Source organism: Streptomyces sp. NPDC037421, assembly GCF_055602105.1.
Map to the genome: position 1 here is coordinate 228,498 of NZ_JBVJWV010000004.1, position 24,477 is coordinate 252,974.

The 24,477-nt window shown below is 71.1% G+C and carries 19 protein-coding genes; 14 read left to right on the top strand and 5 right to left on the bottom strand.

The window, feature by feature from the left end; translation table 11 throughout:
- The first annotated feature begins 71 nt into the window (after nt 1–71).
- The 13 genes from ACZ7IF_RS08670 to pgi all read left to right on the top strand — a co-directional run bounded on the left by ACZ7IF_RS08670 (nt 72) and on the right by pgi (nt 15,968).
- Entirely contained in the window at nt 72–704 is a 633-nt protein-coding gene (locus ACZ7IF_RS08670) for a papain-like cysteine protease family protein (RefSeq protein ID WP_470965203.1), read from the top strand.
- The gene (locus ACZ7IF_RS08675) at nt 701–1,495 is read left to right on the top strand and encodes a hypothetical protein (RefSeq protein ID WP_470965205.1); all 795 of its coding nucleotides are present in this window, start codon (nt 701–703) and stop codon (nt 1,493–1,495) included. The genes ACZ7IF_RS08670 and ACZ7IF_RS08675 overlap by 4 nt, the downstream gene beginning before the upstream one ends.
- 251 nt (nt 1,496–1,746) lie before the next feature.
- Nucleotides 1,747–3,750 (top strand): excinuclease ABC subunit UvrC, encoded by a 2,004-nt coding sequence (gene uvrC / locus ACZ7IF_RS08680; protein ID WP_470965208.1) that lies wholly within the window; start codon nt 1,747–1,749, stop codon nt 3,748–3,750.
- Nucleotides 3,747–4,736, top strand: a complete 990-nt coding sequence (gene rapZ / locus ACZ7IF_RS08685) for an RNase adapter RapZ (RefSeq protein WP_470965210.1) — start codon at nt 3,747–3,749, stop codon at nt 4,734–4,736. Before uvrC ends, rapZ begins: the two co-directional genes overlap by 4 nt.
- A complete protein-coding gene (locus tag ACZ7IF_RS08690; RefSeq protein WP_469113072.1) occupies nt 4,733–5,797 on the top strand; it encodes a gluconeogenesis factor YvcK family protein in 1,065 nt (354 codons plus the stop codon). The genes rapZ and ACZ7IF_RS08690 overlap by 4 nt, the downstream gene beginning before the upstream one ends.
- Nucleotides 5,788–6,783 (top strand): DNA-binding protein WhiA, encoded by a 996-nt coding sequence (gene whiA, locus ACZ7IF_RS08695; protein WP_030237199.1) that lies wholly within the window; start codon nt 5,788–5,790, stop codon nt 6,781–6,783. Before ACZ7IF_RS08690 ends, whiA begins: the two co-directional genes overlap by 10 nt.
- 162 nt (nt 6,784–6,945) lie before the next feature.
- Nucleotides 6,946–9,906: a M14 family metallopeptidase gene (locus tag ACZ7IF_RS08700; RefSeq protein WP_470965213.1), complete on the top strand. Its 2,961-nt coding sequence runs from the start codon at nt 6,946–6,948 to the stop codon at nt 9,904–9,906.
- A gap of 232 nt (nt 9,907–10,138) precedes the next feature.
- Nucleotides 10,139–11,143 carry a type I glyceraldehyde-3-phosphate dehydrogenase gene (gene gap, locus ACZ7IF_RS08705; RefSeq protein ID WP_427718797.1) on the top strand — a complete coding sequence of 335 codons (1,005 nt, stop codon included), beginning with the start codon at nt 10,139–10,141 and terminating at the stop codon, nt 11,141–11,143.
- A 134-nt stretch (nt 11,144–11,277) separates the two neighbouring features.
- Nucleotides 11,278–12,489 (top strand): phosphoglycerate kinase, encoded by a 1,212-nt coding sequence (locus ACZ7IF_RS08710; protein ID WP_470965217.1) that lies wholly within the window; start codon nt 11,278–11,280, stop codon nt 12,487–12,489.
- Nucleotides 12,490–12,495: 6 nt separating this feature from the next.
- Nucleotides 12,496–13,281 (top strand): triose-phosphate isomerase, encoded by a 786-nt coding sequence (gene tpiA / locus ACZ7IF_RS08715; RefSeq protein WP_470965220.1) that lies wholly within the window; start codon nt 12,496–12,498, stop codon nt 13,279–13,281.
- Nucleotides 13,282–13,395: 114 nt separating this feature from the next.
- Nucleotides 13,396–13,629 (top strand): preprotein translocase subunit SecG, encoded by a 234-nt coding sequence (gene secG, locus ACZ7IF_RS08720; RefSeq protein WP_470965530.1) that lies wholly within the window; start codon nt 13,396–13,398, stop codon nt 13,627–13,629.
- A 178-nt stretch (nt 13,630–13,807) separates the two neighbouring features.
- Nucleotides 13,808–14,143, top strand: coding sequence for an RNA polymerase-binding protein RbpA (locus ACZ7IF_RS08725; protein ID WP_386521618.1), 336 nt, complete (start codon nt 13,808–13,810; stop codon nt 14,141–14,143).
- Between the two features lie 172 nt (nt 14,144–14,315).
- Nucleotides 14,316–15,968: a glucose-6-phosphate isomerase gene (pgi, locus tag ACZ7IF_RS08730; RefSeq protein WP_470965533.1), complete on the top strand. Its 1,653-nt coding sequence runs from the start codon at nt 14,316–14,318 to the stop codon at nt 15,966–15,968.
- Between the two features lie 60 nt (nt 15,969–16,028).
- On the opposite strand, the gene pgl is transcribed toward pgi, so the two are convergent.
- The 5 genes from pgl to tkt all read right to left on the bottom strand — a co-directional run bounded on the left by pgl (nt 16,029) and on the right by tkt (nt 23,214).
- Complete coding sequence (gene pgl / locus ACZ7IF_RS08735; protein ID WP_470965223.1) at nt 16,029–16,811, bottom strand: 6-phosphogluconolactonase; 783 nt, start codon at nt 16,809–16,811, stop codon at nt 16,029–16,031.
- Nucleotides 16,812–17,214: 403 nt separating this feature from the next.
- Nucleotides 17,215–18,444 (bottom strand): glucose-6-phosphate dehydrogenase assembly protein OpcA, encoded by a 1,230-nt coding sequence (gene opcA, locus ACZ7IF_RS08740; protein ID WP_470965226.1) that lies wholly within the window; start codon nt 18,442–18,444, stop codon nt 17,215–17,217.
- Nucleotides 18,441–19,970 carry a glucose-6-phosphate dehydrogenase gene (gene zwf / locus ACZ7IF_RS08745; RefSeq protein WP_470965536.1) on the bottom strand — a complete coding sequence of 510 codons (1,530 nt, stop codon included), beginning with the start codon at nt 19,968–19,970 and terminating at the stop codon, nt 18,441–18,443. The genes opcA and zwf overlap by 4 nt, the downstream gene beginning before the upstream one ends.
- A gap of 2 nt (nt 19,971–19,972) precedes the next feature.
- Nucleotides 19,973–21,091 (bottom strand): transaldolase, encoded by a 1,119-nt coding sequence (tal, locus tag ACZ7IF_RS08750; protein ID WP_470965229.1) that lies wholly within the window; start codon nt 21,089–21,091, stop codon nt 19,973–19,975.
- 35 nt (nt 21,092–21,126) lie between these two features.
- Nucleotides 21,127–23,214 (bottom strand): transketolase, encoded by a 2,088-nt coding sequence (gene tkt, locus ACZ7IF_RS08755; protein WP_470965231.1) that lies wholly within the window; start codon nt 23,212–23,214, stop codon nt 21,127–21,129.
- Nucleotides 23,215–23,534: 320 nt separating this feature from the next.
- Here tkt and ACZ7IF_RS08760 point away from each other — a divergent pair, with 320 nt between their 5' ends.
- Nucleotides 23,535–24,476 (top strand): heme o synthase, encoded by a 942-nt coding sequence (locus ACZ7IF_RS08760; protein WP_470965233.1) that lies wholly within the window; start codon nt 23,535–23,537, stop codon nt 24,474–24,476.
- Nucleotide 24,477 lies beyond the last annotated feature (1 nt).

Here is a 24,477-nt window from a genome sequence, read left to right on the forward strand (position 1 = left end):
CTCCTCCACAGCGTCCGGACGCGCTCCTCACCCCCCCACACACACCGAGTCCCCACCTCGGGAGGAACGCGATGCGCAACAGAAGCGGGCGGCTGTCCCTGGCCGCCCTGATCTCCGCCCTGCTCCTCGTCCTGATGCCCGTGGGCATCGGCGCCGGTACCGCCACCGCCGCCGGTACCGCCACCGCCGCCGATACCGGCGCCGACGCCCCGAGCGCCGCGCTGGCCTACAAGCGGCTGGGCATCACCATGCAGGCCCAGCAGAAGAACAACTGGTGCTGGGCCGCCGGCGGCAACACCATCGCCACCTGGTTCGGCCGCAACTACAGCCAGAACCAGTTCTGCAACGCCGCCTTCAACCGCCAGCAGGGCACCGAGTGCCCCAACAACCAGGCCACCCTGGGCAACGTGCAGACGGCGCTCAACTGGGCCGGTATCAACTCCGGCCGGTACGTGACCGGCTGGCTCCAGTACTCCACCGTGCAGACCGAGATCAACGCCGACCGCCCGATCGAGACCCGCATCCAGTGGTCCAACGGCGGCGGCCACATGCACGTCATCTACGGCTACGACACCGCCAACAGCTGGGTCTACTGGGGCGACCCCTGGCCCTCCAGCGACCGCTACAACTGGGCCTCCCACGCCTGGTACGTGGACAACAGCACCTTCTCCTGGACCCACTCCCTCTACCGGATCGGGGCGTGACCGCCATGACGCTCCGCGCCCATGCCGCCGCGGCCCTCACGGCCGCCGCCGTCGTACTGGTCACGGGCGGGCAGGCCGCCGCCGCTCCCGTACCGCAGCCCCAGACCGCCACCGCCGAGAACAGGGCGGCCGCCCACCAGGCCGCCACCGCGCCCGACACCCTGGCGACGCTCTCCCGGTTCTTCGCCCGGGAGGGGCGGGTGTCGGCGGCCGCCGCGCAGCCCCGGGTCGAGGGCGAGGTGACTCCGGTGAGCCACCTGTCGCCGGACTTCGTCGCCGGGAAGGCCGGGGCGCCGGTGGCACGGCTGGAGTTCCTGGCGAGCGAGGCCGTCTCCTCGGACGGGCAGAAGGCGGCCCTGTGGACCGCGAAGACCGGGGCCGGCTGGCAGGTGGTGAACATCGCCACCGGCGACGACGAGTTCCGCTACGCCCGGCTGGGCGCGGAGAAACTGCCCGGCGGGACCGTGTTCCGCGAGCCGCAGATCGACGCCTGGTACGTGGCCCAGGGCGACCGGGTGCTGCCGCTGGACGAGGACGCGGCGCGGGCCGTGGGGGACCGGGGGACGACGCTGGCCGGATACCGGGCCCGGGTCACGGGGCTGTACGGGGACAAGCTGCCGGGGTCCGCGTACGCCGAGGGGGGCCGGGCCGGGGGCTTCGCCGTGGGCTCCGGCTCCGGGTCCGACGGGGTGCCGGTGGCCGTGGCGGCCGGCGGTGCCGGGGCGCTGGCGCTGGGCGCGGGCGGGGCGGTCGTCCTGCTGCGGCGGCGCCGGGCCCGAGCCGGGGCGTAGTCCCGGGCCCCTCCGCCCTGCCGTTGCCCCGGCCGGGCGGCGGGGGTGGGGCGGGGTGGGGTGGCCGGCCCTGCGGGGCTGGTCCCCCACCCGCCCTTCGCCCGTTCCCCGGGGCTGCGCCCCGGACCCTCCCCCGGCTACCGCCGGGAGGTGCCCCCGGCGCCTCAAAGGCCGGCGGGCCTGGATTCGGCTGGACGGGGCTGCAAGGTGGTGCGGGGGGTTTGTCGGCCCCCGCCAGTAGGGTGGTTGGCATGGCCGACCCTTCCAGTTACCGTCCCGAGCCCGGGCAGATCCCCGACTCCCCGGGGGTCTACAAGTTCCGCGACGACCACCGCCGGGTGATCTACGTCGGGAAGGCCAAGAGCCTGCGCCAGCGCCTGGCGAACTACTTCCAGGACATCGCCGGCCTGCACCCCCGTACCGCCACCATGGTCACCACGGCCGCTTCCGTCGAGTGGACCGTCGTGTCCACCGAGGTCGAGGCGCTCCAGCTCGAATACTCCTGGATCAAGGAGTTCGACCCCCGGTTCAACGTCAAGTACCGGGACGACAAGAGCTACCCCTCCCTCGCCGTGACGATGAACGAGGAGTACCCCCGCGTCCAGGTCATGCGCGGGCCCAAGAAGAAGGGCGTGCGCTACTTCGGCCCGTACGGGCACGCCTGGGCGATCCGCGAGACCGTCGACCTGATGCTGCGCGTCTTTCCGGTGCGCACCTGCTCCGCCGGGGTGTTCAAGCGGTCCGCGCAGATCGGCCGCCCCTGCCTGCTCGGCTACATCGGCAAGTGCTCCGCGCCCTGCGTCGGCCGGGTGACCCCCGAGGAGCACCGGGAACTCGCCGAGGACTTCTGCGACTTCATGGCGGGCCGCACCGGCACCTACCTCTCCCGGCTGGAGAAGCAGATGCACGAGGCCGCCGAGGAGATGGAGTACGAGAAGGCCGCCCGGCTGCGCGACGACATAGGCGCCCTGCGCCGCGCGATGGAGAAGAACGCCGTCGTGCTCGCCGACGCCACCGACGCCGACCTCATCGCGGTCGCCGAGGACGAGCTGGAGGCGGCCGTGCAGATCTTCCACGTCCGCGGCGGCCGGGTCCGCGGCCAGCGCGGCTGGGTCACCGACAAGGTCGAGGCCGTGGACACCGCCGGGCTCGTCGAGCACGCCCTCCAGCAGCTGTACGGGGAGGAGAAGGGCGAGGCCGTCCCCAAGGAGGTGCTCGTACCGGCGCTGCCCGAGGACGCGCCCGCCCTGAGCCAGTGGCTCGCCGGCCGGCGCGGGTCCGGCGTCAGCCTGCGCATCCCGCAGCGCGGGGACAAGAAGGCGCTGATGGAGACCGTCCACCGCAACGCCCAGCAGTCCCTGGCCCTGCACAAGACCAAGCGCGCCAGCGACCTCACCACCCGCTCCCGGGCCCTGGAGGAGATCGCAGAGGCCCTGGAGCTGGACGGCGCGCCCCTGCGCATCGAGTGCTTCGACATCTCCCACCTCCAGGGCGAAGACGTCGTGGCGTCGATGGTCGTCTTCGAGGACGGGCTCGCCAGGAAGAGCGAGTACCGCAGGTTCCAGGTGAAGGGCTTCGAGGGGCAGGACGACGTCCGGTCCATGCACGAGGTCGTCTCCCGGCGCTTCCGCCGCTACCTCCAGGAGAAGCTCAGGACGGGGGAGTGGGACGCGGAGGACGGGGAGGCCCCCGAGGACGACGGACGCCCCAAGCGCTTCGCGTACCCGCCGCAGCTCGTCGTCGTCGACGGCGGGCAGCCCCAGGTGGCGGCCGCCAAGCGGGCCCTGGAGGAGCTCGGGATCGACGACGTGGCGGTGTGCGGGCTGGCCAAGCGGCTGGAGGAGGTCTGGCTGCCCGGCGAGGACGACCCCGTCGTGCTGCCCCGCACCAGCGAGGGCCTCTACCTGCTCCAGCGGGTACGTGACGAAGCCCACCGGTTCGCCATCCAGTACCAGCGCAACAAGCGCGGAAAGCGGCTGAAGGCGGGCCCGCTGGACGAGGTCCCGGGGCTCGGCGAGAGCCGCAAGGTGGCCCTGCTGAAGCACTTCGGTTCGGTGAAGAAGCTGAGACAGGCGACAATCGACCAGATCTGCGAGGTCCCGGGCATAGGCCGTAAGACGGCGGAGACCGTGGCCGCCGCCCTCGCCGGGGCGGTTCCCGCCGGTCCTGCCGTCAACACGGCGACAGGAGAGATCATTGAGGACGAGGCCTCCGCACCTGCGGAGACATCGTCCGAACGGGGGACCGCGCCATGACCGAGCACGCGACCGCACAGACCGCACAGACCGCGCAGACGACCGAGCACACGACCGAGCACGACCGAGACGGAGCACAGGTGAGTACGGGCACGACCGTGGAGCCCGGCGACAACGCCGAGGCGGCCATCCCCGAGCTGGTGATCATCTCCGGGATGTCCGGAGCAGGCCGCAGTACGGCGGCCAAGTGTCTGGAGGACCTCGGCTGGTTCGTCGTCGACAACCTCCCGCCGGCCCTGATCCCCACGATGGTGGAGCTCGGCGCCCGCTCGCAGGGCAACGTGGCGCGGATCGCCGTCGTCGTCGACGTCCGCGGCCGCCAGTTCTTCGACGCCCTGCGCGAGTCCCTCTCCGACCTGGAGGCCCGCGGGGTCACCCGGCGCATCGTCTTCCTGGAGTCCTCCGACGACGCGCTGGTCCGCCGCTTCGAGTCGGTCCGCCGCCCGCACCCCCTCCAGGGCGACGGCCGCATCGTCGACGGCATCGCCGCCGAGCGCGACCTGCTGCGCGAGCTGCGCGGTGACGCCGACCTGGTCATCGACACCTCCAGCCTGAACGTGCACGAGCTGCGCGCCAAGATGGACGCCCAGTTCGCCGGCGACGAGGAGCCCGAGCTGCGGGCCACCGTCATGTCCTTCGGCTTCAAGTACGGCCTGCCCGTCGACGCCGACCTCGTCGTCGACTGCCGCTTCATCCCCAACCCGCACTGGGTCCCCGAGCTGCGCCCCTTCACCGGGCTCAACGAGGAGGTGTCGGGCTACGTCTTCAGCCAGCCCGGCGCCAAGGAGTTCCTCGACCGCTACACCGAGCTGCTCCAGCTCATCGCCGCCGGCTACCGCCGCGAGGGCAAGCGGTACGTGACCATCGCGGTCGGCTGCACCGGCGGCAAGCACCGCAGCGTGGCCATGTCCGAGAAGCTCGCCGCCCGCCTCGCCTCCGAGGGAGTCGAGACCGTCGTCGTCCACCGGGACATGGGGCGCGAGTGACCGGACGGACCCTGCGGCTGCGCCGCCTGCGCCGCCTCACCCCCGGGCGGGGCGAGGAGGGCGCGGGCCGCGCCGGCCGCCGCGCGGCGTCGAAGGTGGCCGCGCCCAAGGTCGTCGCCCTCGGCGGCGGCATGGGCCTGTCGGCCTCCCTCGCCGCGCTGCGCCGGATCACCGGTGAGCTCACCGCCGTGGTCACCGTCGCCGACGACGGCGGCTCCAGCGGACGGCTCCGGGAGGAGCTGAGCGTGCTGCCGCCGGGCGACCTGCGCAAGGCGCTGGCCGCGCTGTGCGGCGACGACGACTGGGGCCAGACCTGGGCCCGGGTCATCCAGCACCGCTTCCAGTCCGAGGGCGACCTGCACGGGCACGCGGTCGGCAACCTGCTGATCGTCGCCCTGTGGGAGCAGCTCGGAGACCCCGTCCAGGCCCTCGACCTGGTGGGGAAGCTGCTGGGCGCGCAGGGCCGGGTGCTGCCGATGTCGGCGGTGCCGCTGGAGCTCCAGGCCCTGGTCAAGGGGCACGACCCGGCACGCCCGGACGAGGTCGACACCGTCCGGGGACAGGCCACGGTCGCGCTCACCCCCGGGGAGGTGCTCTCCGTACAGGTCGTGCCGACGGACCCGCCGGCCGTGCCGGAGGCCGTCGCCGCCGTGCTCGACGCCGACTGGGTGGTGCTGGGCCCGGGGTCCTGGTTCTCCTCCGTGATCCCGCACCTGCTGGTGCCGGAACTGCTGGACGCGCTGGTGCAGACCAAGGCCCGGCGGGTCCTGTCTTTGAACCTGGCGCCGCAGCCCGGTGAAACCGAGGGCTTCTCTCCGCAGCGTCATTTGGAGGTTTTGGCCCGACACGCCCCTAAACTCGCCCTGGACGTGGTGCTGGCCGACGAGGCCGCCGTGCCCGACCGCGAGTCCCTCGCCGATGCCGCGAAACGGTTCGGTGCCGCGGTCGAGCTGGCGCCCGTGGCCAGGCAGGACGGCTCTCCGAAGCACGATCCGGAGCTGCTGGCCGCCGCGTACGACCGTATTTTTCGGATGCATGGAAGGATCGGCCCATGGCGATGACGCCCGCGGTGAAGGATGAGATCTCACGCCTCCCCGTCACCCGGACCTGCTGCAGGAAGGCGGAGGTCTCGGCGATCCTTCGGTTCGCGGGCGGCCTGCACCTGGTGAGCGGCCGCATCGTCATCGAGGCGGAGCTGGACACCGGGATCGCCGCCCGGCGGCTGCGCAAGGACATCCTGGAGATCTTCGGACACTCCTCGGACCTGGTGGTCATGGCCCCGGGCGGACTGCGCCGCGGCAGCCGCTTCGTCGTGCGCGTCGTGGCGGGCGGGGACCAGCTGGCACGCCAGACGGGCCTCGTGGACGGCCGGGGCCGCCCCATCCGGGGTCTTCCCCCGCAGGTGGTCTCCGGCGCCACCTGTGACGCCGAGGCGGCCTGGCGCGGTGCCTTCCTGGCCCACGGCTCCCTCACCGAACCGGGCCGCTCCTCCTCCCTGGAGGTCACCTGCCCCGGCCCGGAGGCGGCCCTGGCCCTGGTGGGCGCCGCCCGCAGGCTCTCCATCGCCGCCAAGGCGCGCGAGGTGCGCGGCGTGGACCGGGTCGTGGTCCGCGACGGCGACGCGATCGGCGCCCTGCTGACCCGCCTCGGCGCCCACGAGTCGGTGCTGGCCTGGGAGGAGCGGCGGATGCGGCGCGAGGTGCGCGCCACCGCCAACCGCCTCGCCAACTTCGACGACGCCAACCTGCGCCGCTCGGCACGGGCCGCGGTGGCGGCCGGCGCCCGGGTGCAGCGCGCGCTGGAGATCCTCGGCGAGGAGGTCCCCGAGCACCTCGCCGCGGCCGGCCGGCTGCGCATGGAGCACAAGCAGGCCTCCCTGGAGGAGCTGGGCGCGCTCGCCGACCCGCCGCTGACCAAGGACGCCGTCGCCGGCCGGATCCGCCGCCTGCTGGCGATGGCCGACAAGCGGGCCCAGGACCTCGGCATCCCGGGCACCGAGTCGAACCTGGACCTCAGCGAGGAACTGGCCGACAACATGGCCGGCTGACCCGCACGTCCCGGCACGTCCCCGGACGTACGCCGCGAGGGGCCCGCACGTTCACGCCGTGCGGGCCCGGTCCGTTCCCGTTTGTCCCGTTGACATGGGCATCGCCGGGTCGTGAGCCTTGCCCCCGAACGCTTTCGTGGCTGACGACGCCCAGGGGGGCACATGAGGCACCGCGCGAGATCGATCCTCGCCGCAAGCGCACTCGTCTTCGGATCCACACTGGCCGCGGTACCCGTCGCGGCCCAGGCGCAGCCCGCGTCCGGCACGGCTTCCGGTGCCGACGAGGTACGGGTCTACGACGCCGACATCACCCGTGAGCAGGTCCCGCTCGTCCTCGCCGCCGGCCAGGACGCCCATGAACTCTCCGAGCGCGCCCCGGAGACGGGGACCGCCCGCGTCGAGCTCTTCCTCACCGGAGAGCAGGCCGGGCAGCTCACCGCCCAGGGGGTCGAGCTCGCCGAGCGCAAGGTCCCCGCCCAGGGCCTGGCCCGCGCCAAGGCCGCCGGGGACGGGGTCTTCCGCCCGTACAGCGGCAAGGGCGGCCTCCAGGAGGAGATCCTGCGGACCGCGCAGGAGAACCCGGCGCTCACCAAGGTCGTCTCCATCGGCAAGAGCGTCCAGGGCAAGGACATCCTCGCCCTCAAGGTCAGCAAGGACGCCAAGCGGACCAAGGACGGCGACAAGCCGTCCGTGCTCTACCTGTCCAACCAGCACGCCCGGGAGTGGATCACCCCCGAGATGACCCGGCGGCTGATGCACCACACCCTCGACAACTACGGCAAGGACGCGCGGATCACCGAGCTGGTGGACTCCACCGAGCTGTGGTTCCTGCTCTCCGCCAACCCCGATGGCTACGACCACACGTTCACCTCCGACAGCACCCGGCTGTGGCGCAAGAACCTCCGCGACAACGACGGCGACGGCAAGATCACCGCGGTGGACGGCGTCGACCTCAACCGCAACTTCGCCTACAGGTGGGGCTACGACAACGAGGGCTCCTCGCCGAACCCCTCCAGCGAGACCTTCCGCGGGCCCAGGGCGCAGTCCGAGCCCGAGACCACCGCCCTCGACGGCTTCGAGAAGCGCATCGGCTTCGAGTACGCGATCAACTACCACTCGGCGTCCGAGCTGATCCTGTACGGCGTGGGCTGGCAGGTCGCCACCCCGACCCCCGACGACGTCGCCTACAAGGCGCTCGCCGGCACCCCCGAGAACCCGGCCGTCCCCGGCTACCACCCGCAGCTCTCGTCCGAGCTGTACACGACCAACGGCGAGGCCGACGGCCACGCGGCCAACGCCAACGGCGTCATGATGTTCACGCCGGAGATGACCACCTGCCAGACGGCTTCCGCGATCGATCCGAACGACGCCTGGAAGCCCGAGGACTGCGCCTCCGGGTTCAACTTCCCGGACGACGAGAAGCTGATCCAGCAGGAGTTCGCCAAGAACGTCCCCTTCGCGCTGAGCGTCGGCGAGAGCGCCGCACACCCCGACCGGCCCTCCTCCGCCGTCGGCCTGAGCGCCGCCGACTTCACCCCCGACCCCTTCACCACCTCCTACGCGGCCAAGGGCGAGGACCAGACGGTCGCCGTCACGGCCCGCAAGGCACTGAAGGACAAGCGGCTCAACTTCCGCATCAACGGCGGCCGTACGCACGACGACGGGCTCAAGGCCTGGAAGGGCGGGGACGTCTACGGCGGCGAGGACAACAACTGGTTCGACGAGTACCGGGCCGAGGTGGACGGCGCCAAGCCCGGAGACAAGGTCGAGGTCTGGTTCACCGGCCGCGACCGCTCCGACAAGAAGGTCTCCAGCGAGCACTTCACGTACACCGTCGCCGAGCGCCCGCGCGCGGACGTCCTGGTGATCGCGGAGGAGGGCGCCAGGGCGCAGCACGCCCAGAGCTACGTGGACGCGCTGCGGGCCAACGGGAAGTCGGCCGCCGTGTGGGACGTGGCCGTCCAGGGCGTCCCGCACCACCGCGGCGTGCTCTCCCACTTCCGCACCGCCGTCCACTACACCGGTGCGGGCGCCCCGGGCGGCCCCACCCAGCTGGCGGTCCGCGACTTCCTGAACGAGGGCGGCAAGCTGGTCGAGGCCGGTGAACTGGCCGGTGGCCGGGCCCAGGTCGGCCGCGCCCTGACCGACGACTTCAGCCAGTACTACCTCGGCGCCTACGGCCGGGCCTCGGTCAAGGCTCCGACCGGCTTCACCGGTGCGGGCTCCCTCACCGGTGCCAAGGGAGCCCTCGGCGACGCGGCGGGCAACCCGCTGAACGCCCCCGGCGCCTACACCGTCACCTCCGACACGCTCCCGGCGGCACAGTTCCCGCAGTTCAAGAGCGCGCAGGCGGGCCAGTACGCCGGAGTGACGAACCCGTACGCCCCCTACGCGGGCACCGCAATGGCGTCGGCGACCCACGTCGACGACGACTGGAAGCGCCTCACGCGCACCATCGACCTCACCAAGGTCGCCGCCGCCGATCAGCCGAAGCTGAAGATGGCCCTCAACTGGAACACCGAGGAGGGCTACGACCACGCCGTCCTGGAAGCCCGTACGGCCGGCGGGGACGACTGGACCACACTCCCGGAAGCGGGCGGGCTGAGCTCCGCCACAGTCCCGGCGGAGTGCGGCGCCGGGTTCTTCGTCAACGGCCACCCGTTCCTGCGCCGCTACCTCACCCTCGACGGCGGCGGCTGCACCGCGGCCGGCAGTAGCGGAGCGTGGAACAGCTTCACCGGCTCCTCCGGCGGCTGGAAGGAGGTCGCCTTCGACCTGAGCGCCTACGCCGGGAAGACGGTCGAGGTCTCCCTCTCCTCCATCACCGACCCCGCCTCGGGCGGCCGCGGCGTCTTCGCCGACGAGGCGCGGGTGTCCGTCGGCGGCGCCGACCAGCCCGCCGAGGGCTTCGAGACCTCCCTCGGGACATGGACCGCGCAGCCGGCGCCCGCCGGAAGTCCCGACGTTCCGGGAGATTGGTCCAGGACCGGAGAGCTGTTCAAGTCGTACGCGGCGGTCACTACGCGTGACACGGTCCTCCTCGGCTTCGGGCTGGAGCACGTAACGGCCCCGGCGGACCGAGCCGCAGTGCTCGGCAAGGCGCTCAGGTCCCTGGACCGCTGATCCACGACCCGGTCCCCGTTCACTCTCGGTGACGGGGACCGAAGTCCCCGAGGTCCCGTGCCGCGGCCACTGGTACAGGGCCTCGGGCATGTCCCCCGCCAGGAGCGGGGAGTGTCAGGCTCCGACCGATGTCACTCAGAAGCTCACAGAGAGGTAGGGTCGTAAGCGGTCGGGGACATCCCATACAGCTCGCCGGCGGGACAGGCCGGCGCACCAACGAGGAGATCGGTTCGTGACGATCCGCGTAGGCATCAATGGTTTTGGCCGAATTGGCCGTAACTACTTCCGGGCTCTTCTCGAGCAGGGAGCGGACATCGAGATCGTCGGTGTCAACGACCTGACGGACAACGCCACCCTGGTGCACCTGCTCAAGTACGACACCATTCTGGGCCGCCTCAAGGCCGAGGTCTCCCACACCGACGACACCATCACCGTCGGCGGCAACACCTTCAAGACCTTCGCCGAGCGCGACCCCGCGAACCTCCCCTGGGGCGAGCTGGGCGCCGACATCGTCATCGAGTCCACCGGCATCTTCACGAAGAAGGCCGACGCCGCCAAGCACCTCGCGGCCGGCGCGAAGAAGGTCCTCATCTCGGCTCCGGCCAAGGATGAGGACATCACCATCGTGATGGGCGTCAACCAGGACAAGTACGACGCGGCCAACCACCACGTCATCTCCAACGCCTCCTGCACCACCAACTGCGTGGCGCCGATGGCCAAGGTCCTCGACGAGAACTTCGGCATCGTCAAGGGCATGATGACGACGGTCCACGCCTACACCAACGACCAGCGCATCCTGGACTTCCCGCACTCGGACCTGCGCCGCGCCCGCGCCGCCGCCGAGAACATCATCCCGACCTCCACCGGTGCCGCCAAGGCCACCGCGCTGGTCCTGCCGCAGCTCAAGGGCAAGCTCGACGGCATCGCCATGCGCGTCCCGGTCCCGACCGGCTCGGTCACCGACCTCGTCCTGGAGCTCGACCGCGAGGTCACCAAGGACGAGATCAACGCCGCCTTCCAGAAGGCCGCGGAGGGCCAGCTCAAGGGCATCCTCGACTACACCGAGGACGCGATCGTCTCCTCCGACATCGTGAACTGGCCGGCCTCCTGCACCTTCGACTCCTCCCTGACCATGGTCCAGGGCAAGCAGGTCAAGGTCGTCGGCTGGTACGACAACGAGTGGGGCTACTCCAACCGACTCGTCGACCTGACCACCTTCGTCGGCGGTCAGCTCTAAGAACGTAGGGCAAGGCAACACGATGTGAGCACAGGGTCCGCTCGGCGCGATGAGGCGCCGTTCGGGCCCTGTTGCTTGCCTGGTCCTCCCGTCCTCGCCCTCCGGGCGAAGGTCTCCCAAGGAGTAGGAAACACATGAAGACGATCGACGAACTGCTCGCCGAGGGCGTCGCCGGCAAGCGGGTCTTCGTCCGCGCGGACCTCAACGTTCCGCTGGCGAACGGTGAGATCACCGACGACGGCCGCATCCGCGCCGTCCAGCCGACCATCGCGAAGCTGGCCGAGGCCGGCGCCCGCGTGGTCGTCGCCTCGCACCTGGGCCGCCCCAAGGGCGCCCCGGACCCGGCGTTCTCGCTGGCCCCGGCCGCCAAGCGGCTCGGCGAGCTGCTCGGCGCGGAGGTGGCCTTCGCCACCGACACCGTCGGCGCCTCCGCCAAGGAGACCGTCGCGGCCCTCGCCGACGGACAGGTCGCCGTCATCGAGAACCTGCGCTTCAACGCCGGTGAGACCTCGAAGGACGACGCCGAGCGCGGTGCCTTCGCGGACCAGCTCGCCGAGCTGGCCGACGTCTACGTCGGCGACGGCTTCGGCGCCGTCCACCGCAAGCACGCCTCGGTCTTCGACCTGCCCGCGCGCCTCCCGCACGCGGCCGGCTACCTCATCGCCACCGAGGTCGGCGTCCTGGAGAAGCTGACCGCCGACGTCCAGCGGCCCTACGTCGTCGTCCTCGGCGGCGCCAAGGTCTCCGACAAGCTCGCCGTCATCGACGAGCTCCTCGGCAAGGCCGACCGCATCCTCATCGGCGGCGGCATGGCCTACACCTTCCTCAAGGCCAAGGGCTACGAGGTCGGCATCTCCCTGCTCCAGGAAGACCAGCTCCCCAAGGTCACGGAGTACATGGAGCGCGCCGAGAAGAACGGCGTCGAGCTGGTCCTCCCCGTCGACATCCTGGCCTCCGCGGACTTCCCCGACCTCAAGGGCAAGACCCCGGCCGAGTTCACCACCGTCGCCGCGGACGGGATCCCCGCGGACAAGGAGGGCCTGGACATCGGCCCCAAGACGCGTGAGCTGTACGCTTCGAAGATCGCCGATGCCGCGACCGTCTTCTGGAACGGCCCGGTGGGCGTCTTCGAGCACCCCGACTACGCGGGCGGCACCACCGCCATCGCGCAGGCGCTCCTCGACAGCCAGGCCTTCACCGTGGTCGGCGGTGGCGACAGCGCCGCCGCCGTCCGCATCCTCGGCTTCGACGAGAACGCCTTCGGTCACATTTCCACCGGTGGTGGCGCCAGCCTCGAATACCTCGAGGGCAAGACGCTCCCCGGCCTCGCCGCCCTGGAGGGCTGAACCCCTATGACCACTGTCAACGGCCGCACCCCGCTGATGGCGGGCAACTGGAAGATGAACCTCAACCACCTCGAGGCCATCGCCCACGTCCAGAAGCTCGCCTTCGCCCTCGCCGACAAGGACTACGACGCCGTCGAGGTCGCGGTGCTCCCGCCCTTCACCGACCTGCGCTCGGTCCAGACCCTGGTCGACGGCGACAAGCTGAAGATCAAGTACGGCGCCCAGGACATCTCGGCGCAGGACTCCGGCGCCTACACCGGTGAGATCTCCGGCCCGATGCTGTCGAAGCTGAGCTGCACCTTCGTCGCCGTCGGCCACAGCGAGCGCCGCCAGTACCACGGCGAGACCGACGAGGTCTGCAACGCCAAGGTCAAGGCCGCCTACCGCAACGGGATCACCCCGATCCTGTGCGTCGGCGAGGGCCTGGACGTCCGCAAGGCCGGCAACCAGGTCGCGCACACCCTGGCCCAGGTCGACGGCGGCCTCAAGGACGTCCCGGCCGAGCAGGTCGAGTCCATCGTGATCGCGTACGAGCCGGTCTGGGCGATCGGCACCGGCGAGGTCGCCACCCCCGAGGACGCGCAGGAGGTCTGCGGTGCGATCCGCGGCCGCCTCGCGGAGCTGTACTCCCAGGAGCTGGCCGACAAGGTCCGCATCCAGTACGGCGGCTCGGTCAAGGCCGGCAACATCGCCGCGATCATGGCCCAGCCCGACGTGGACGGCGCCCTGATCGGCGGCGCGGCGCTGGACGTGGACGAGTTCGTCAAGATCGTCCGCTTCCGCGACCAGTGAGTATGCGGTAGGGCCGATCCGTCGTACCCTTGCGGGGGCCGGGGGCCGCGTACGCGCGGCCCGCGGCCCCCGCTTCCTCCCAGCAAGCCCAGAAAGTAGGAACCAGCCGTGGTTATGGGGTTCTCGATCGCCCTGATCGTCTTCAGCGCTCTGCTGATGCTGCTCGTGCTGATGCACAAGGGCAAGGGTGGCGGCCTTTCCGACATGTTCGGCGGCGGCATGCAGTCCTCGGTCGGCGGTTCCTCCGTGGCCGAGCGCAACCTCGACCGCATCACGGTCGTCGTCGGCCTGCTGTGGTTCGCCTGCATCGTCGCGCTCGGCCTGCTCATGAAGTCCAGCGCCTCCTGACGGTTCTGGCCATTCCGGCCGTCCCGCCGGCTGCGCCCGGCCTATCATGAGGTCCTGCGTCCACGGCTGGAGCGAGTAACTCCGGTTGCTGGACGCGCGTTGGGCCTTACGTAGACTGGGGCGCCCGCAGCGGACATCCCTCACGCTCCGCGGCACCATCACGCAGGGAGTTACGACCGTGGCAAGTGGCAACGCGATTCGTGGAAGTCGGGTCGGAGCCGGGCCGATGGGCGAGGCCGAGCGCGGCGAATCCGCGCCGCGCCTGCGCATCTCCTTCTGGTGCTCGAACGGGCACGAGACGCAGCCCAGCTTCGCCAGCGACGCGCAGGTGCCGGACACCTGGGACTGCCCGCGCTGCGGGTTCCCGGCCGGCCAGGACCGGGACGACCCGCCCGCGCCGCCGCGCACGGAGCCGTACAAGACGCACCTCGCGTACGTCCGCGAGCGCCGCACGGACGCCGACGGCGAGGCGATCCTCGCCGAGGCCCTCGCCAAGCTCCGCGGCGAGATCTGAGCCGGTCCGTCCGAGCACGACGGCGCCGCGCTCAAGAGCGACTCAGGGCCCGGCCCGTGGGAGAGCGAATCCCGCGGGCCGGGCCCCTTTGTGTGCGTTGTCCCCCTTCCGATCCCTTAGGTTGGACGGTGGCGGGGCACAACAGGACGGAAGAAGTGGGTTGATGTCCGAGATGAACGCAGACAGCCGTACGAGGCTCAACCGGACGCCCGAGTGGCACGCACTCGGCAAGCACCGGGAAGAGCTGGGGCAGACGCATCTGCGGGAGCTGTTCGAGTCGGACCCGGACCGTGGCGCCGGATACACGCTGCGGGTCGGGGACCTGCACATCGACTACTCGAAGCACCTCGTGACCGACGAGACGCTCGGGCTGCTGCGCGAACTGGCGGCGGCCACCGGCGTGGCGGAGCTGCGGGACGCGATGTTCCGCGGCGAGAAGATCAACGTGACGGAGGACCGCGCGGTCCTGCACACCGCGCTGCGCGCCCCCCGGGAGGCGGTCGTCGAGGTGGACGGCGAGAACGTCGTGCCCGGCGTGCACGAAGTCCTCGACAAGATGGCGGCCTTCGCCGGCCAGGTCAGGTCCGGCGAGTGGACCGGGTCCACCGGCAAGCGCATCAAGAACGTGGTCAACATCGGCATCGGCGGCTCCGACCTGGGCCCCGCCATGGCGTACGAGGCGCTGCGCGCCTTCACCGACCGCGGGCTGACCCTGAAGTTCGTCTCCAACGTGGACGGCGCCGACCTCCACGAGGCCGTGCGCGAGCTCGACCCGGCGGAGACCCTGTTCATCATCGCCTCGAAGACCTTCACCACCATCGAGACCATCACCAACGCCACCTCGGCGCGGGAATGGCTGCTCGCGGGGCTCGGCGGCGACCAGGCCGCCGTGGCACGGCACTTCGTGGCCCTGTCCACCAACGCCGAGAAGGTCACCGAGTTCGGCATCGACCCGGCCAACATGTTCGGGTTCTGGGACTGGGTCGGCGGACGCTACTCCTTCGACTCCGCCATCGGCCTCTCCCTGATGATCGCCATCGGCCCGGACTCCTTCCGCGAGCTCCTCGGCGGCTTCCACGCCATGGACGAGCACTTCCGCACCGCGCCGGTGGAGAGCAACGCCCCGTTCCTGCTGGGCCTGTTGGGCATCTGGTACGGGGCCTTCTTCGACGCGCAGTCGCACGCGGTGCTCCCGTACAGCCACTACCTCTCCCGTTTCACCGCCTACTTGCAGCAGCTGGACATGGAGTCCAACGGCAAGTCCGTGGACCGGGACGGCAATCCGGTGGACTGGCAGACCGGCCCGGTGGTGTGGGGCACGCCCGGCACCAACGGACAGCACGCCTACTACCAGCTGATCCACCAGGGCACCAAGCTGATCCCGGCGGACTTCATCGGCTTCGCCCGCCCGGTGGCGGAGCTGTCGCCGGCGCTGGAGGCCCAGCACGACCTGCTGATGGCGAACTTCTTCGCCCAGACGCAGGCCCTGGCCTTCGGCAAGACCGCCGAGGAGGTCCGCGCGGAGGGCGTCGCCGAGGCCCTCGTCCCGCACAAGACCTTCCAGGGCAACCACCCGACGACGACCATCCTCGCCACCGAGCTGACCCCGTCGGTGCTGGGGCAGCTCATCGCGCTGTACGAGCACAAGGTGTTCGTCCAGGGCGCGGTGTGGAACATCGACTCCTTCGACCAGTGGGGCGTCGAGCTCGGCAAGGTCCTCGCCAAGCGCGTGGAGCCGGCGCTGACCGAGGGCTCGCACGTGGAGGGCCTCGACCCGTCGACGCGGGCGCTGGTGGCCACGTACCGCGAGCTGCGCGGGCGCTGACGAACGGGAAGGGCCCCGCACCGGAGACGACCGGTGCGGGGCCCTTCCCCATGCCCTCGTTCAGGCGGAGGCAGGGGGGTACAGCCCGGCGGGCAGCTTGGCCGCCGCCGCGCGGTCCAGCAGCCACAGGGTGCGGCTGCGGCCGTGGGCGGCCGCGGCCGGGGCCTGGACCTCCCCGGCGCCGCCGAGGGCGATGGCGACCGCCCCGGCCTTGTCCTCGCCGGCCGCCAGCAGCCAGACCTCGCGGGCCGCGCGGATCGCCGGAAGGGTGAGCGAGACACGGGTCGGCGGCGGCTTCGGGGCGCCGTGGACGCCGACGACGGTGCGCTCGGTCTCACGGGCCGCCGGGTGCTCGGGGAACAGGGACGCCACGTGGGTGTCCGGGCCCACCCCCAGCATCAGCACGTCGAAGGTGGGGACCGGGCCGTGGTCCTCGGGCCCGGCGGCCTTCGCCAGCTCGGCGGCGTACGCGGCCGCGGCGGCGTCCACGTCCTCGCCGTACGGGCCGTCGGAGGCGGGCATCGCGTGCACGCGGGCCGGGTCCACGGGGACGGCGTCCAGCAGAGCCTCGCGGGCCTGGACGTGGTTGCGCTCGGGGTCGTCGGCGGGGACGTAGCGCTCGTCGCCCCACCACAGGTCGATGCGGGACCAGTCGATCGCGTCCCGCGCGGGGGCGGCGGCGAGGGCCGCGAGGAGCCCGTTGCCGTTGCGGCCGCCGGTCAGGACGACCGAGGCGCTGCCGCGGGCGGCCTGTGCGTCCACGATCTTCGTGATGAGCCGGGCCGCAGCGGCCTGGGCCATCAGCTCCTTGTCCCGGTGGACGACGACCTGGGGAGTCGTCATACCCATGTGCTGCCGCCTTCTTGGTAGTTCCGAGTGGTGGTCCCGCTGCGCGGAGCCGGGCCCCTGTGGGGTGGCCGGCCCGGTGCGGGGAGGTCGGGTGCCGGGTGCCGGGTGCCGGGTGCCGGGTGCCGGGTGCCGGGTGCCGGGTGCCGGGTGCCGGGTGCCGGGTGCCGGGTGCCGCTGCGCGGAGCCGTTCCCCACCCCGCCCCTTCCCGAAACCGGGGCTGCGCCCCGGACCGCTGTACGGGCGCTGCGCGCCCGTCGCCTCAATCGCCGGCGGGGCCGGAAGTGCGCTGCGCGCACTCCAGCCCCCGGCCGGCGATTGAGGCGCGGGTCCGGGCGGAGCCCGGGGAACGGTGGAAGGGCGGGTAGGGGACCGCTCCGCGCAGCGGCCCCCGTCCCGCTACTTGGCGGCCGCCCGCTTCGCCGGCTTGCCCGCCGGCTTCGCCGCCGAGCCCTTGCCGTCGGACCCGGCGCCCGCCTCGGCACCGGCCTCGGCGTCGGCGTCGGCCTTGGCACCGGCCTCGGCGTCGGCCTTGGCACCGGCACCGGCCTCGGCGTCAGCCTTGGCACGGGCACCGGGCTCGGCGTCAGCCTTGGCACCGGCACCGGCACCGGCACCGGCACCGGCACCGGCACCGGCACCGGCACCGGCACCGGCACCGGCCTTGGCACCGGCATCAGCCTTCGGCTTCGCCGTAGCGGCCGTGGCCGCCAGGCGGCCGACGCCGAACTTCAGCGACGCCTCGTACGTGTTGTCCGGGTCCAGCCGGCGCAGCTCCTCCGCCAGCAGCTCCGCCGTGTCGCGGCGCTTGAGCGCCACCGCGCGGTCCGGCTGGCCCGGCATGCACAGGGTCGCCAGCGCGCCGTCCGCGCGGTCCAGGACGATCACGCCGTCCTTGGTCTCCAGGCGTACGGCGGTCAGCCCCGGCCCGTCCGACAGGGTCCGCTTGACCGGGACCCCGAGGCGGTCCGCCAGCCACATGGCCAGCAGTTCACAGCTCGGGTTCTCGTCCTCGCCCTCGACGGTCGCGGAGACCACCGAGACCGTCTGCTGGTCGAGCGCGGCGGCCAGCATGGAGCGCCACGGGGTGATCCGGGTCCACGACAGGTCCGTGTCACCCGGCGCGTACGCCTCCGCCCGCAGGCCGAGGGCCCCGATGGGCTCCTCCGAGGAGTACGTGTCCGTGATCCGGCGCTGCCCCAGCGCACCCAGCGGGTCGCCCGCCAGGTCAGCGGGAGCGCCCTCCGGCCACCAGACGACCACGGGGGCGTCCGGCAGGAGCAGCGGGAGCACGACCGACTGGGCGTGGTTGACCAGTTCTCCGTGCAGGCGCAGTACGACCGTCTCCCCGGTGCCGGAGTCCGCGCCGACGCGGATCTCCGCGTCGAGACGGGCGTCGCGGCGGCTGCGCGGGGAGCGGCTGACCCGCTTGACCACGACGACGATCCGCGAGGGGTGTTCGTGGGACGCGTCGTTCGCCGACTTGAGCGCGTCGTACGCGTTCTCTTCGTCGGTCACGATCACCAGCGTGAGGACCATGCCGATGGCCGGCGTGCCGATGTCCCGGCGCGCCTGCACCAACGCGGCGTTGATCTTGCTGGAGGTGGTCTCCGTGAGGTCGATCTTCATGGCCGGCGCCAGCTCCGTCCGTCTCGTGCGAGCATCTCGTCCGCCTCGACCGGCCCCCAGGTGCCCGCCGCGTACTGTGCGGGCTTGCCGTGCTTGTCCCAGTACTCCTCGATCGGGTCGAGGATGTTCCAGGAAAGCTCGACTTCCTGGTGACGCGGGAAGAGGTTCGCGTCGCCGAGGAGGACGTCGAGGATGAGCCGCTCGTAGGCCTCGGGGCTGGACTCGGTGAAGGACTCGCCGTAGGCGAAGTCCATCGTGACGTCCCGGACCTCCATGGAGGTGCCCGGTACCTTCGAGCCGAAGCGGACCGTCACGCCCTCGTCCGGCTGGACCCGGATGACCAGGGCGTTCTGCCCCAGTTCCTCGGTCGCGCCGGATTCGAAGGGCAGGTACGGGGCCCGCTTGAAGACCACCGCGATCTCGGTCACCCGGCGGCCCAGGCGCTTGCCCGTCCGCAGGTAGAACGGGACGCCCGCCCAGCGGCGGTTGTTGATCTCCAGGCGGATGGCCGCGTAGGTGTCGGTCTTCGACTTGGGGTCGATGCCGTCCTCTTCGAGGTACCCGACGACCTTCTCGCCGCCCTGCCAGGCCGCCGAGTACTGGCCGCGCACGGTGTGCTTGCCGAGGTCCTCGGGGATCTCGACGGCGCTGAGCACCTTCAGCTTCTCCGCGACCAGGGCCTTGGGGTGGAAGGAGCCGGGCTCCTCCATCGCCGTCAGCGCCAGCAGCTGGAGCAGGTGGTTCTGGATGACGTCACGGGCCGCGCCGATGCCGTCGTAGTAGCCGGCCCGGCCGCCGATGCCGATGTCCTCGGCCATGGTGATCTGGACGTGGTCGACGTACGACCGGTTCCAGATCGGCTCGAACATCGTGTTGGCGAAGCGGAGCGCCAGGATGTTCTGGACGGTCTCCTTGCCCAGGTAGTGGTCGATCCGGAAGACCTCGTCACGGGGGAAGACCTCGTGGACGACCTGGTTGAGCTCTTCCGCGCTCTTCAGGTCGTGGCCGAAGGGCTTCTCGATGACGGCACGCCGCCAGGAGCCCTCCTTCTGCGCCAGCCCGTGGTTCTTGAGCTGCTGGACCACCTTGGGGAAGAACTTCGGCGGCACCGACAGGTAGAAGGCGAAGTTGCCTCCCGTGCCCTGGGCCTTGTCGAGTTCTTCTATGGTCGACTTGAGCGTCTCGAAGGCCGCGTCGTCGTCGAACTCGCCCTGGACGAACCGGCAGCCCTGCACCAGCTGCTGCCAGACCTCCTCACGGAAGGGGGTGCGCGAGTGCTCCTTGACGGCCTCGTACACCTCCTGGGCGAAGTCCTCGTCCTGCCACTCACGGCGGGCGAAACCGATCAGCGAGAAGCCCGGGGGCAGCAGGCCGCGGTTCGCGAGGTCGTAGACGGCGGGCATGAGCTTCTTGCGCGACAGGTCACCCGTAACGCCGAAAATGACCAGGCCGGACGGCCCCGCGATACGCGGGAGCCGCCGGTCCTGTGCGTCACGAAGCGGGTTCGCTCCGTTTACCGACAAAATACTCAGTCCTCCGCGGGGGCGAGGCGCGTCAGCTCCGCCTCGGTCGACTTCAGCAGGTCGTTCCACGACGCCTCGAACTTCTCGACGCCTTCGTCTTCGAGCAGCTGCACCACATCGTCGTACGAGATGCCGAGCTTCGCGACCGCGTCCAGCTCGGCGCGCGACTGCTCGTAGGTGCCGCGGATGGTGTCGCCGGAGACCTCGCCGTGGTCGGCGGTGGCCTCCAGGGTGCCCTCGGGCATGGTGTTCACGGTGCCGGGCGCGACGAGGTCCACCACGTACAGGGTGTCCTTGTACGCCGGGTCCTTGACGCCGGTCGAGGCCCACAGCGGGCGCTGCTTGTTGGCCTGCGCCTTGTCCAGGGCCGCCCAGCGCTCGCTGCCGAACACCTCTTCGTAGGCCTCGTAGGCCAGACGGGCGTTGGCGAGGGCCGCCTTGCCCTTCAGGGCCTTGGCCTCGTCGGTGCCCACGCCGTCGAGGCGCTTGTCGATCTCGCTGTCCACGCGGGACACGAAGAAGGAGGCGACCGAGTGGATCTTGGAGAGGTCCAGGCCGGCGGCCTTCGCCTTCTCCAGGCCCGCCAGGTACGCGTCCATGACCGCGCGGTAGCGCTCCAGCGAGAAGATCAGCGTGACGTTGACGCTGATGCCCCTGCCGATGACCTCGGTGATCGCCGGCAGGCCTGCCTTGGTCGCCGGGATCTTGATGAGCGTGTTCGGGCGGTCCACCAGCCAGGCGAGCTGCTTGGCCTCGGCGATGGTCGCCGTCGTGTTGTGCGCGAGGCGCGGGTCGACCTCGATCGACACGCGGCCGTCCTGGCCCTCGGTCGAGTCGAAGACCGGCCGCAGGATGTCGGCGGCGTCCCTGACATCCGCCGTCGTGATCATGCGGATGGCCTCGTCGACCGTGACCTTGCGGGCGGCGAGGTCGGCGAGCTGCTGCTCGTAGCCGTCACCGCTGCTGATGGCCTTCTGGAAGATCGACGGGTTGGTGGTGACACCGACCACGTGCTGCTGGTCGATGAGTTCGGCGAGGTTGCCGGACGTGATGCGCTTGCGGGACAGGTCGTCCAGCCAGATCGCCACGCCCTCGTCGGAGAGGCGCTTGAGTGCGTCTGCCATGGGATTACATCTCCTACTGGTTCAGGTGCCGGTCTTCAGCGCGCGGCGGCGGTGAGGGAGGCCTTGGCGGCTGCGGTCACGGCTTCGGCGGTGAGGCCGAACTCGCGGAACAGGACGGCGCCGTCGGCCGAGGCACCGAAGTGCTCCAGCGAGACGATCCGGCCCGCGTCCCCGACGTAACGGTGCCAGGTCAGGCCGATGCCGGCCTCGACCGCGACTCGCGCCTTGACCGAGGGCGGCAGGACGCTGTCCTTGTACTCCTGGGTCTGCTCCTCGAACCACTCGACGGAGGGCATCGAGACCACGCGCGCCGGGACGCCCTCGGCCTGCAGCGCCTCGCGCGCGGCGACGGCGAGCTGCACCTCGGAGCCGGTGCCGATGAGGACGACCTGGGCGGGACCGCCCTCCGCCTCGAACAGCACGTAGCCGCCCTTGGCGGCGTCCTCGTTGCGCTCGTACGTGGGAACGCCCTGGCGGGTGAGGGCCAGGCCGTGCGGAGCGCCCTTGCCGTACACCTTGGTGTGGCGCTTGAGGATCTCGCGCCAGGCGACGGCGGTCTCGTTCGCGTCCGCCGGACGGACGACGTTCAGACCCGGGATGGCGCGCAGCGAGGCGACGTGCTCGACCGGCTGGTGGGTCGGGCCGTCCTCGCCGAGGCCGATGGAGTCGTGCGTCCACACGTACGTCACCGGGAGGTGCATCAGCGCGGACAGGCGGACGGCGTTGCGCATGTAGTCGGAGAACACCAGGAAGGTGCCGCCGTAGATGCGGGTGTGGCCGTGCAGGGTGATGCCGTTCATCACGGCGGCCATCGCGTGCTCGCGGATGCCGTAGTGGATGGTGCGGCCGTACGGGTCGGCCTCCGGCAGCGGGTTGCCCACCGGCAGGAACGAGGAGTTCTTGTCGATGGTGGTGTTGTTGGAGCCGGCCAGGTCGGCCGAGCCGCCCCACAGCTCCGGGATGACCGCGCCGAGGGCTTCGAGGACCTTGCCGGAGGCGGCGCGGGTGGCGACGCCCTTGCCGGTCTCGAAGACGGGGAGCTGGTCCTCCCAGCCCTCGGGCAGCTCGTTGGCCTCGATGCGGTCGAAGGCGGCGGCGCGCTCGGGGTTGGCGGTGCGCCAGGCGGAGAAGTCCTTCTCCCAGGCGGCGCGGGCGTCGCGGCCGCGGTCGGCCAGGCCGCGGGTGTGGCCGAGGACCGCGTCGGAGACCTCGAAGGTCTGCTCCGGGTCGAAGCCGAGCACGCGCTTGGTCGCGGCGACCTCGTCGTTGCCGAGGGCCGAGCCGTGGGAGGCCTCGGTGCCCTGGGCGTGCGGGGCGGGCCAGGCGATGATCGAGCGGGCCGCGATGAAGGACGGGCGCCCGGTCTCGGCCTTGGCGGCCTGGAGGGCGGCGAACAGGGCCTTCGGGTCGAGGTCGCCGTTCTCCTGCTGCTCGACGCGCTGGACGTGCCAGCCGTACGCCTCGTAGCGCTTCATGGTGTCCTCGGAGACGGCCGTCTCCGTGTCACCCTCGATGGAGATGTGGTTGTCGTCCCACAGCAGCACCAGGTTGCCGAGCTTCTGGTGGCCGGCCAGCGCGGACGCCTCGTGGGAGATGCCCTCCTGGAGGCAGCCGTCGCCCGCGATCGCGTAGACCATGTGGTCGAACGGGGAGGTGCCCTCGGCGGCCTCCGGGTCGAACAGGCCGCGCTCGTAGCGGGCGGCCATGGCCATGCCCACCGCGTTGGCGATGCCCTGGCCCAGCGGGCCGGTGGTGGTCTCCACGGCGGCCGTGTGACCGTACTCCGGGTGACCCGGGGTCTTGGAGCCCCAGGTGCGGAAGGCCTTGAGGTCGTCCAGCTCCAGGCCGAACCCGCCCAGGTAGAGCTGGGTGTAAAGAGTCAGGGACGAGTGCCCCGCGGAGAGCACGAAACGGTCACGCCCGACCCACTCCGGGTCCGAGGGGTCGTGCCGCATGACCTTCTGGAAAAGCGTGTACGCGGCGGGGGCCAGGCTCATCGCCGTACCGGGGTGTCCGTTCCCGACCTTCTGGACCGCGTCGGCGGCCAGGATGCGGGCGGTGTCGACGGCCCGCTGGTCCAGTTCGGTCCACTCGAGCTCTGGGGTGGTCGGCTTGGTGCTCACCGTTGGTCAGGGCTCCTCTCCACATGTTGTTTTGCCGGTGACGAACGGTGACACCGGCGCGATTCCGAGCCTACCCCCGCCAGGGCGTGCGGCTATTCGAGTGCACGCAGTGCGTCGCCGTCCCGGTGTCCGCCGTTCACCTGGGATCCGCCGTCGGTGATCTTGTCATCGGTCCGATCGGCTCAACACGAGGCGACCCCCGCGCGGGGCGAGGTAAGAGCTACGTCTACAGTGGCGTGGTACGCGCAAGCCTTTACCGAGCCTTCATTTACCGGAGGCATCGCTTCGGAAGCTTGCTGGATTCTCTCTCAGGGGTGTGCGTGACGGCCGTCGAATCCCGTCCAGCGGGGGTGCTCGGGACGAGCCCCGGTCACCGGCCGTTCGGGGCCCGGGTCATGGCTTTCGTGGCTTTGACCAAGCCGCGGATCATCGAACTTCTGCTGATCACCACAGTGCCGGTGATGTTCCTCGCGGAGCAGGGCGTGCCGTCGCTGTGGCTGGTGCTCGCCACCTGCTTCGGCGGCTACCTGTCCGCGGGCGGCGCCAACGCGCTGAACATGTACATCGACCGCGACATCGACGCGCTGATGGACCGCACGTCGCAGCGTCCGCTGGTGACCGGCATGGTGAGCCCGCGCGAGTGCCTGGTGTTCGGCATCTCGCTCGGCGTCGTCTCGACGCTGTTCTTCGGGCTGCTGATCAACTGGCTGTCGGCCGCCCTCGCGCTCGGCGCGCTCCTCTTCTACGTGGTCGTCTACACGATGCTGCTGAAGCGGCGCACCGCGCAGAACATCGTCTGGGGCGGGATCGCCGGCTGCATGCCGGTGCTCATCGGCTGGTCGGCGGTGAAGAACGAGGTCTCCTGGGCCGCCGTCATCCTCTTCCTCGTCATCTTCTTCTGGACGCCGCCGCATTACTGGCCGCTGTCCATGAAGGTCAAGGACGACTACGCGCGGGTCGGCGTGCCGATGCTGCCGGTGGTGGCGGGCAACAAGGCCGTGGCGCGCCAGATCGTCCTCTACAGCTGGGTGATGGTGGCGGTCTCGCTGCTGCTGACCCCGCTGGGGTACACCGGCTGGTTCTACACCTCGGTCGCGCTGCTGGCCGGCGGCTGGTGGCTGTGGGAGGCGCACGCGCTGAGCGCCCGGGCCAAGGCCGGGGTGACGGGCGCGAAGCTCAAGGAGATGCGGCTGTTCCACTGGTCGATCACCTATGTGTCGCTCCTCTTCGTCGCCGTGGCCGTGGATCCCTTCCTCCGTTGAT

What these genes read in the sequence shown, in the direction of transcription:
- tal (WP_470965229.1), bottom strand. Translation starts at nt 21,091, where the DNA reads ATGGCAGACGCACTCAAGCGCCTCTCCGACGAGGGCGTGGCGATCTGG.
- ACZ7IF_RS08700 (WP_470965213.1), top strand. Translation starts at nt 6,946, where the DNA reads ATGAGGCACCGCGCGAGATCGATCCTCGCCGCAAGCGCACTCGTCTTC.
- secG (WP_470965530.1), top strand. Translation starts at nt 13,396, where the DNA reads ATGGGGTTCTCGATCGCCCTGATCGTCTTCAGCGCTCTGCTGATGCTG.
- ACZ7IF_RS08710 (WP_470965217.1), top strand. Translation starts at nt 11,278, where the DNA reads ATGAAGACGATCGACGAACTGCTCGCCGAGGGCGTCGCCGGCAAGCGG.
- tpiA (WP_470965220.1), top strand. Translation starts at nt 12,496, where the DNA reads ATGACCACTGTCAACGGCCGCACCCCGCTGATGGCGGGCAACTGGAAG.
- pgl (WP_470965223.1), bottom strand. Translation starts at nt 16,811, where the DNA reads ATGACGACTCCCCAGGTCGTCGTCCACCGGGACAAGGAGCTGATGGCC.
- uvrC (WP_470965208.1), top strand. Translation starts at nt 1,747, where the DNA reads ATGGCCGACCCTTCCAGTTACCGTCCCGAGCCCGGGCAGATCCCCGAC.
- ACZ7IF_RS08670 (WP_470965203.1), top strand. Translation starts at nt 72, where the DNA reads ATGCGCAACAGAAGCGGGCGGCTGTCCCTGGCCGCCCTGATCTCCGCC.
- opcA (WP_470965226.1), bottom strand. Translation starts at nt 18,444, where the DNA reads ATGAAGATCGACCTCACGGAGACCACCTCCAGCAAGATCAACGCCGCG.
- pgi (WP_470965533.1), top strand. Translation starts at nt 14,316, where the DNA reads ATGAACGCAGACAGCCGTACGAGGCTCAACCGGACGCCCGAGTGGCAC.
- rapZ (WP_470965210.1), top strand. Translation starts at nt 3,747, where the DNA reads ATGACCGAGCACGCGACCGCACAGACCGCACAGACCGCGCAGACGACC.
- whiA (WP_030237199.1), top strand. Translation starts at nt 5,788, where the DNA reads ATGGCGATGACGCCCGCGGTGAAGGATGAGATCTCACGCCTCCCCGTC.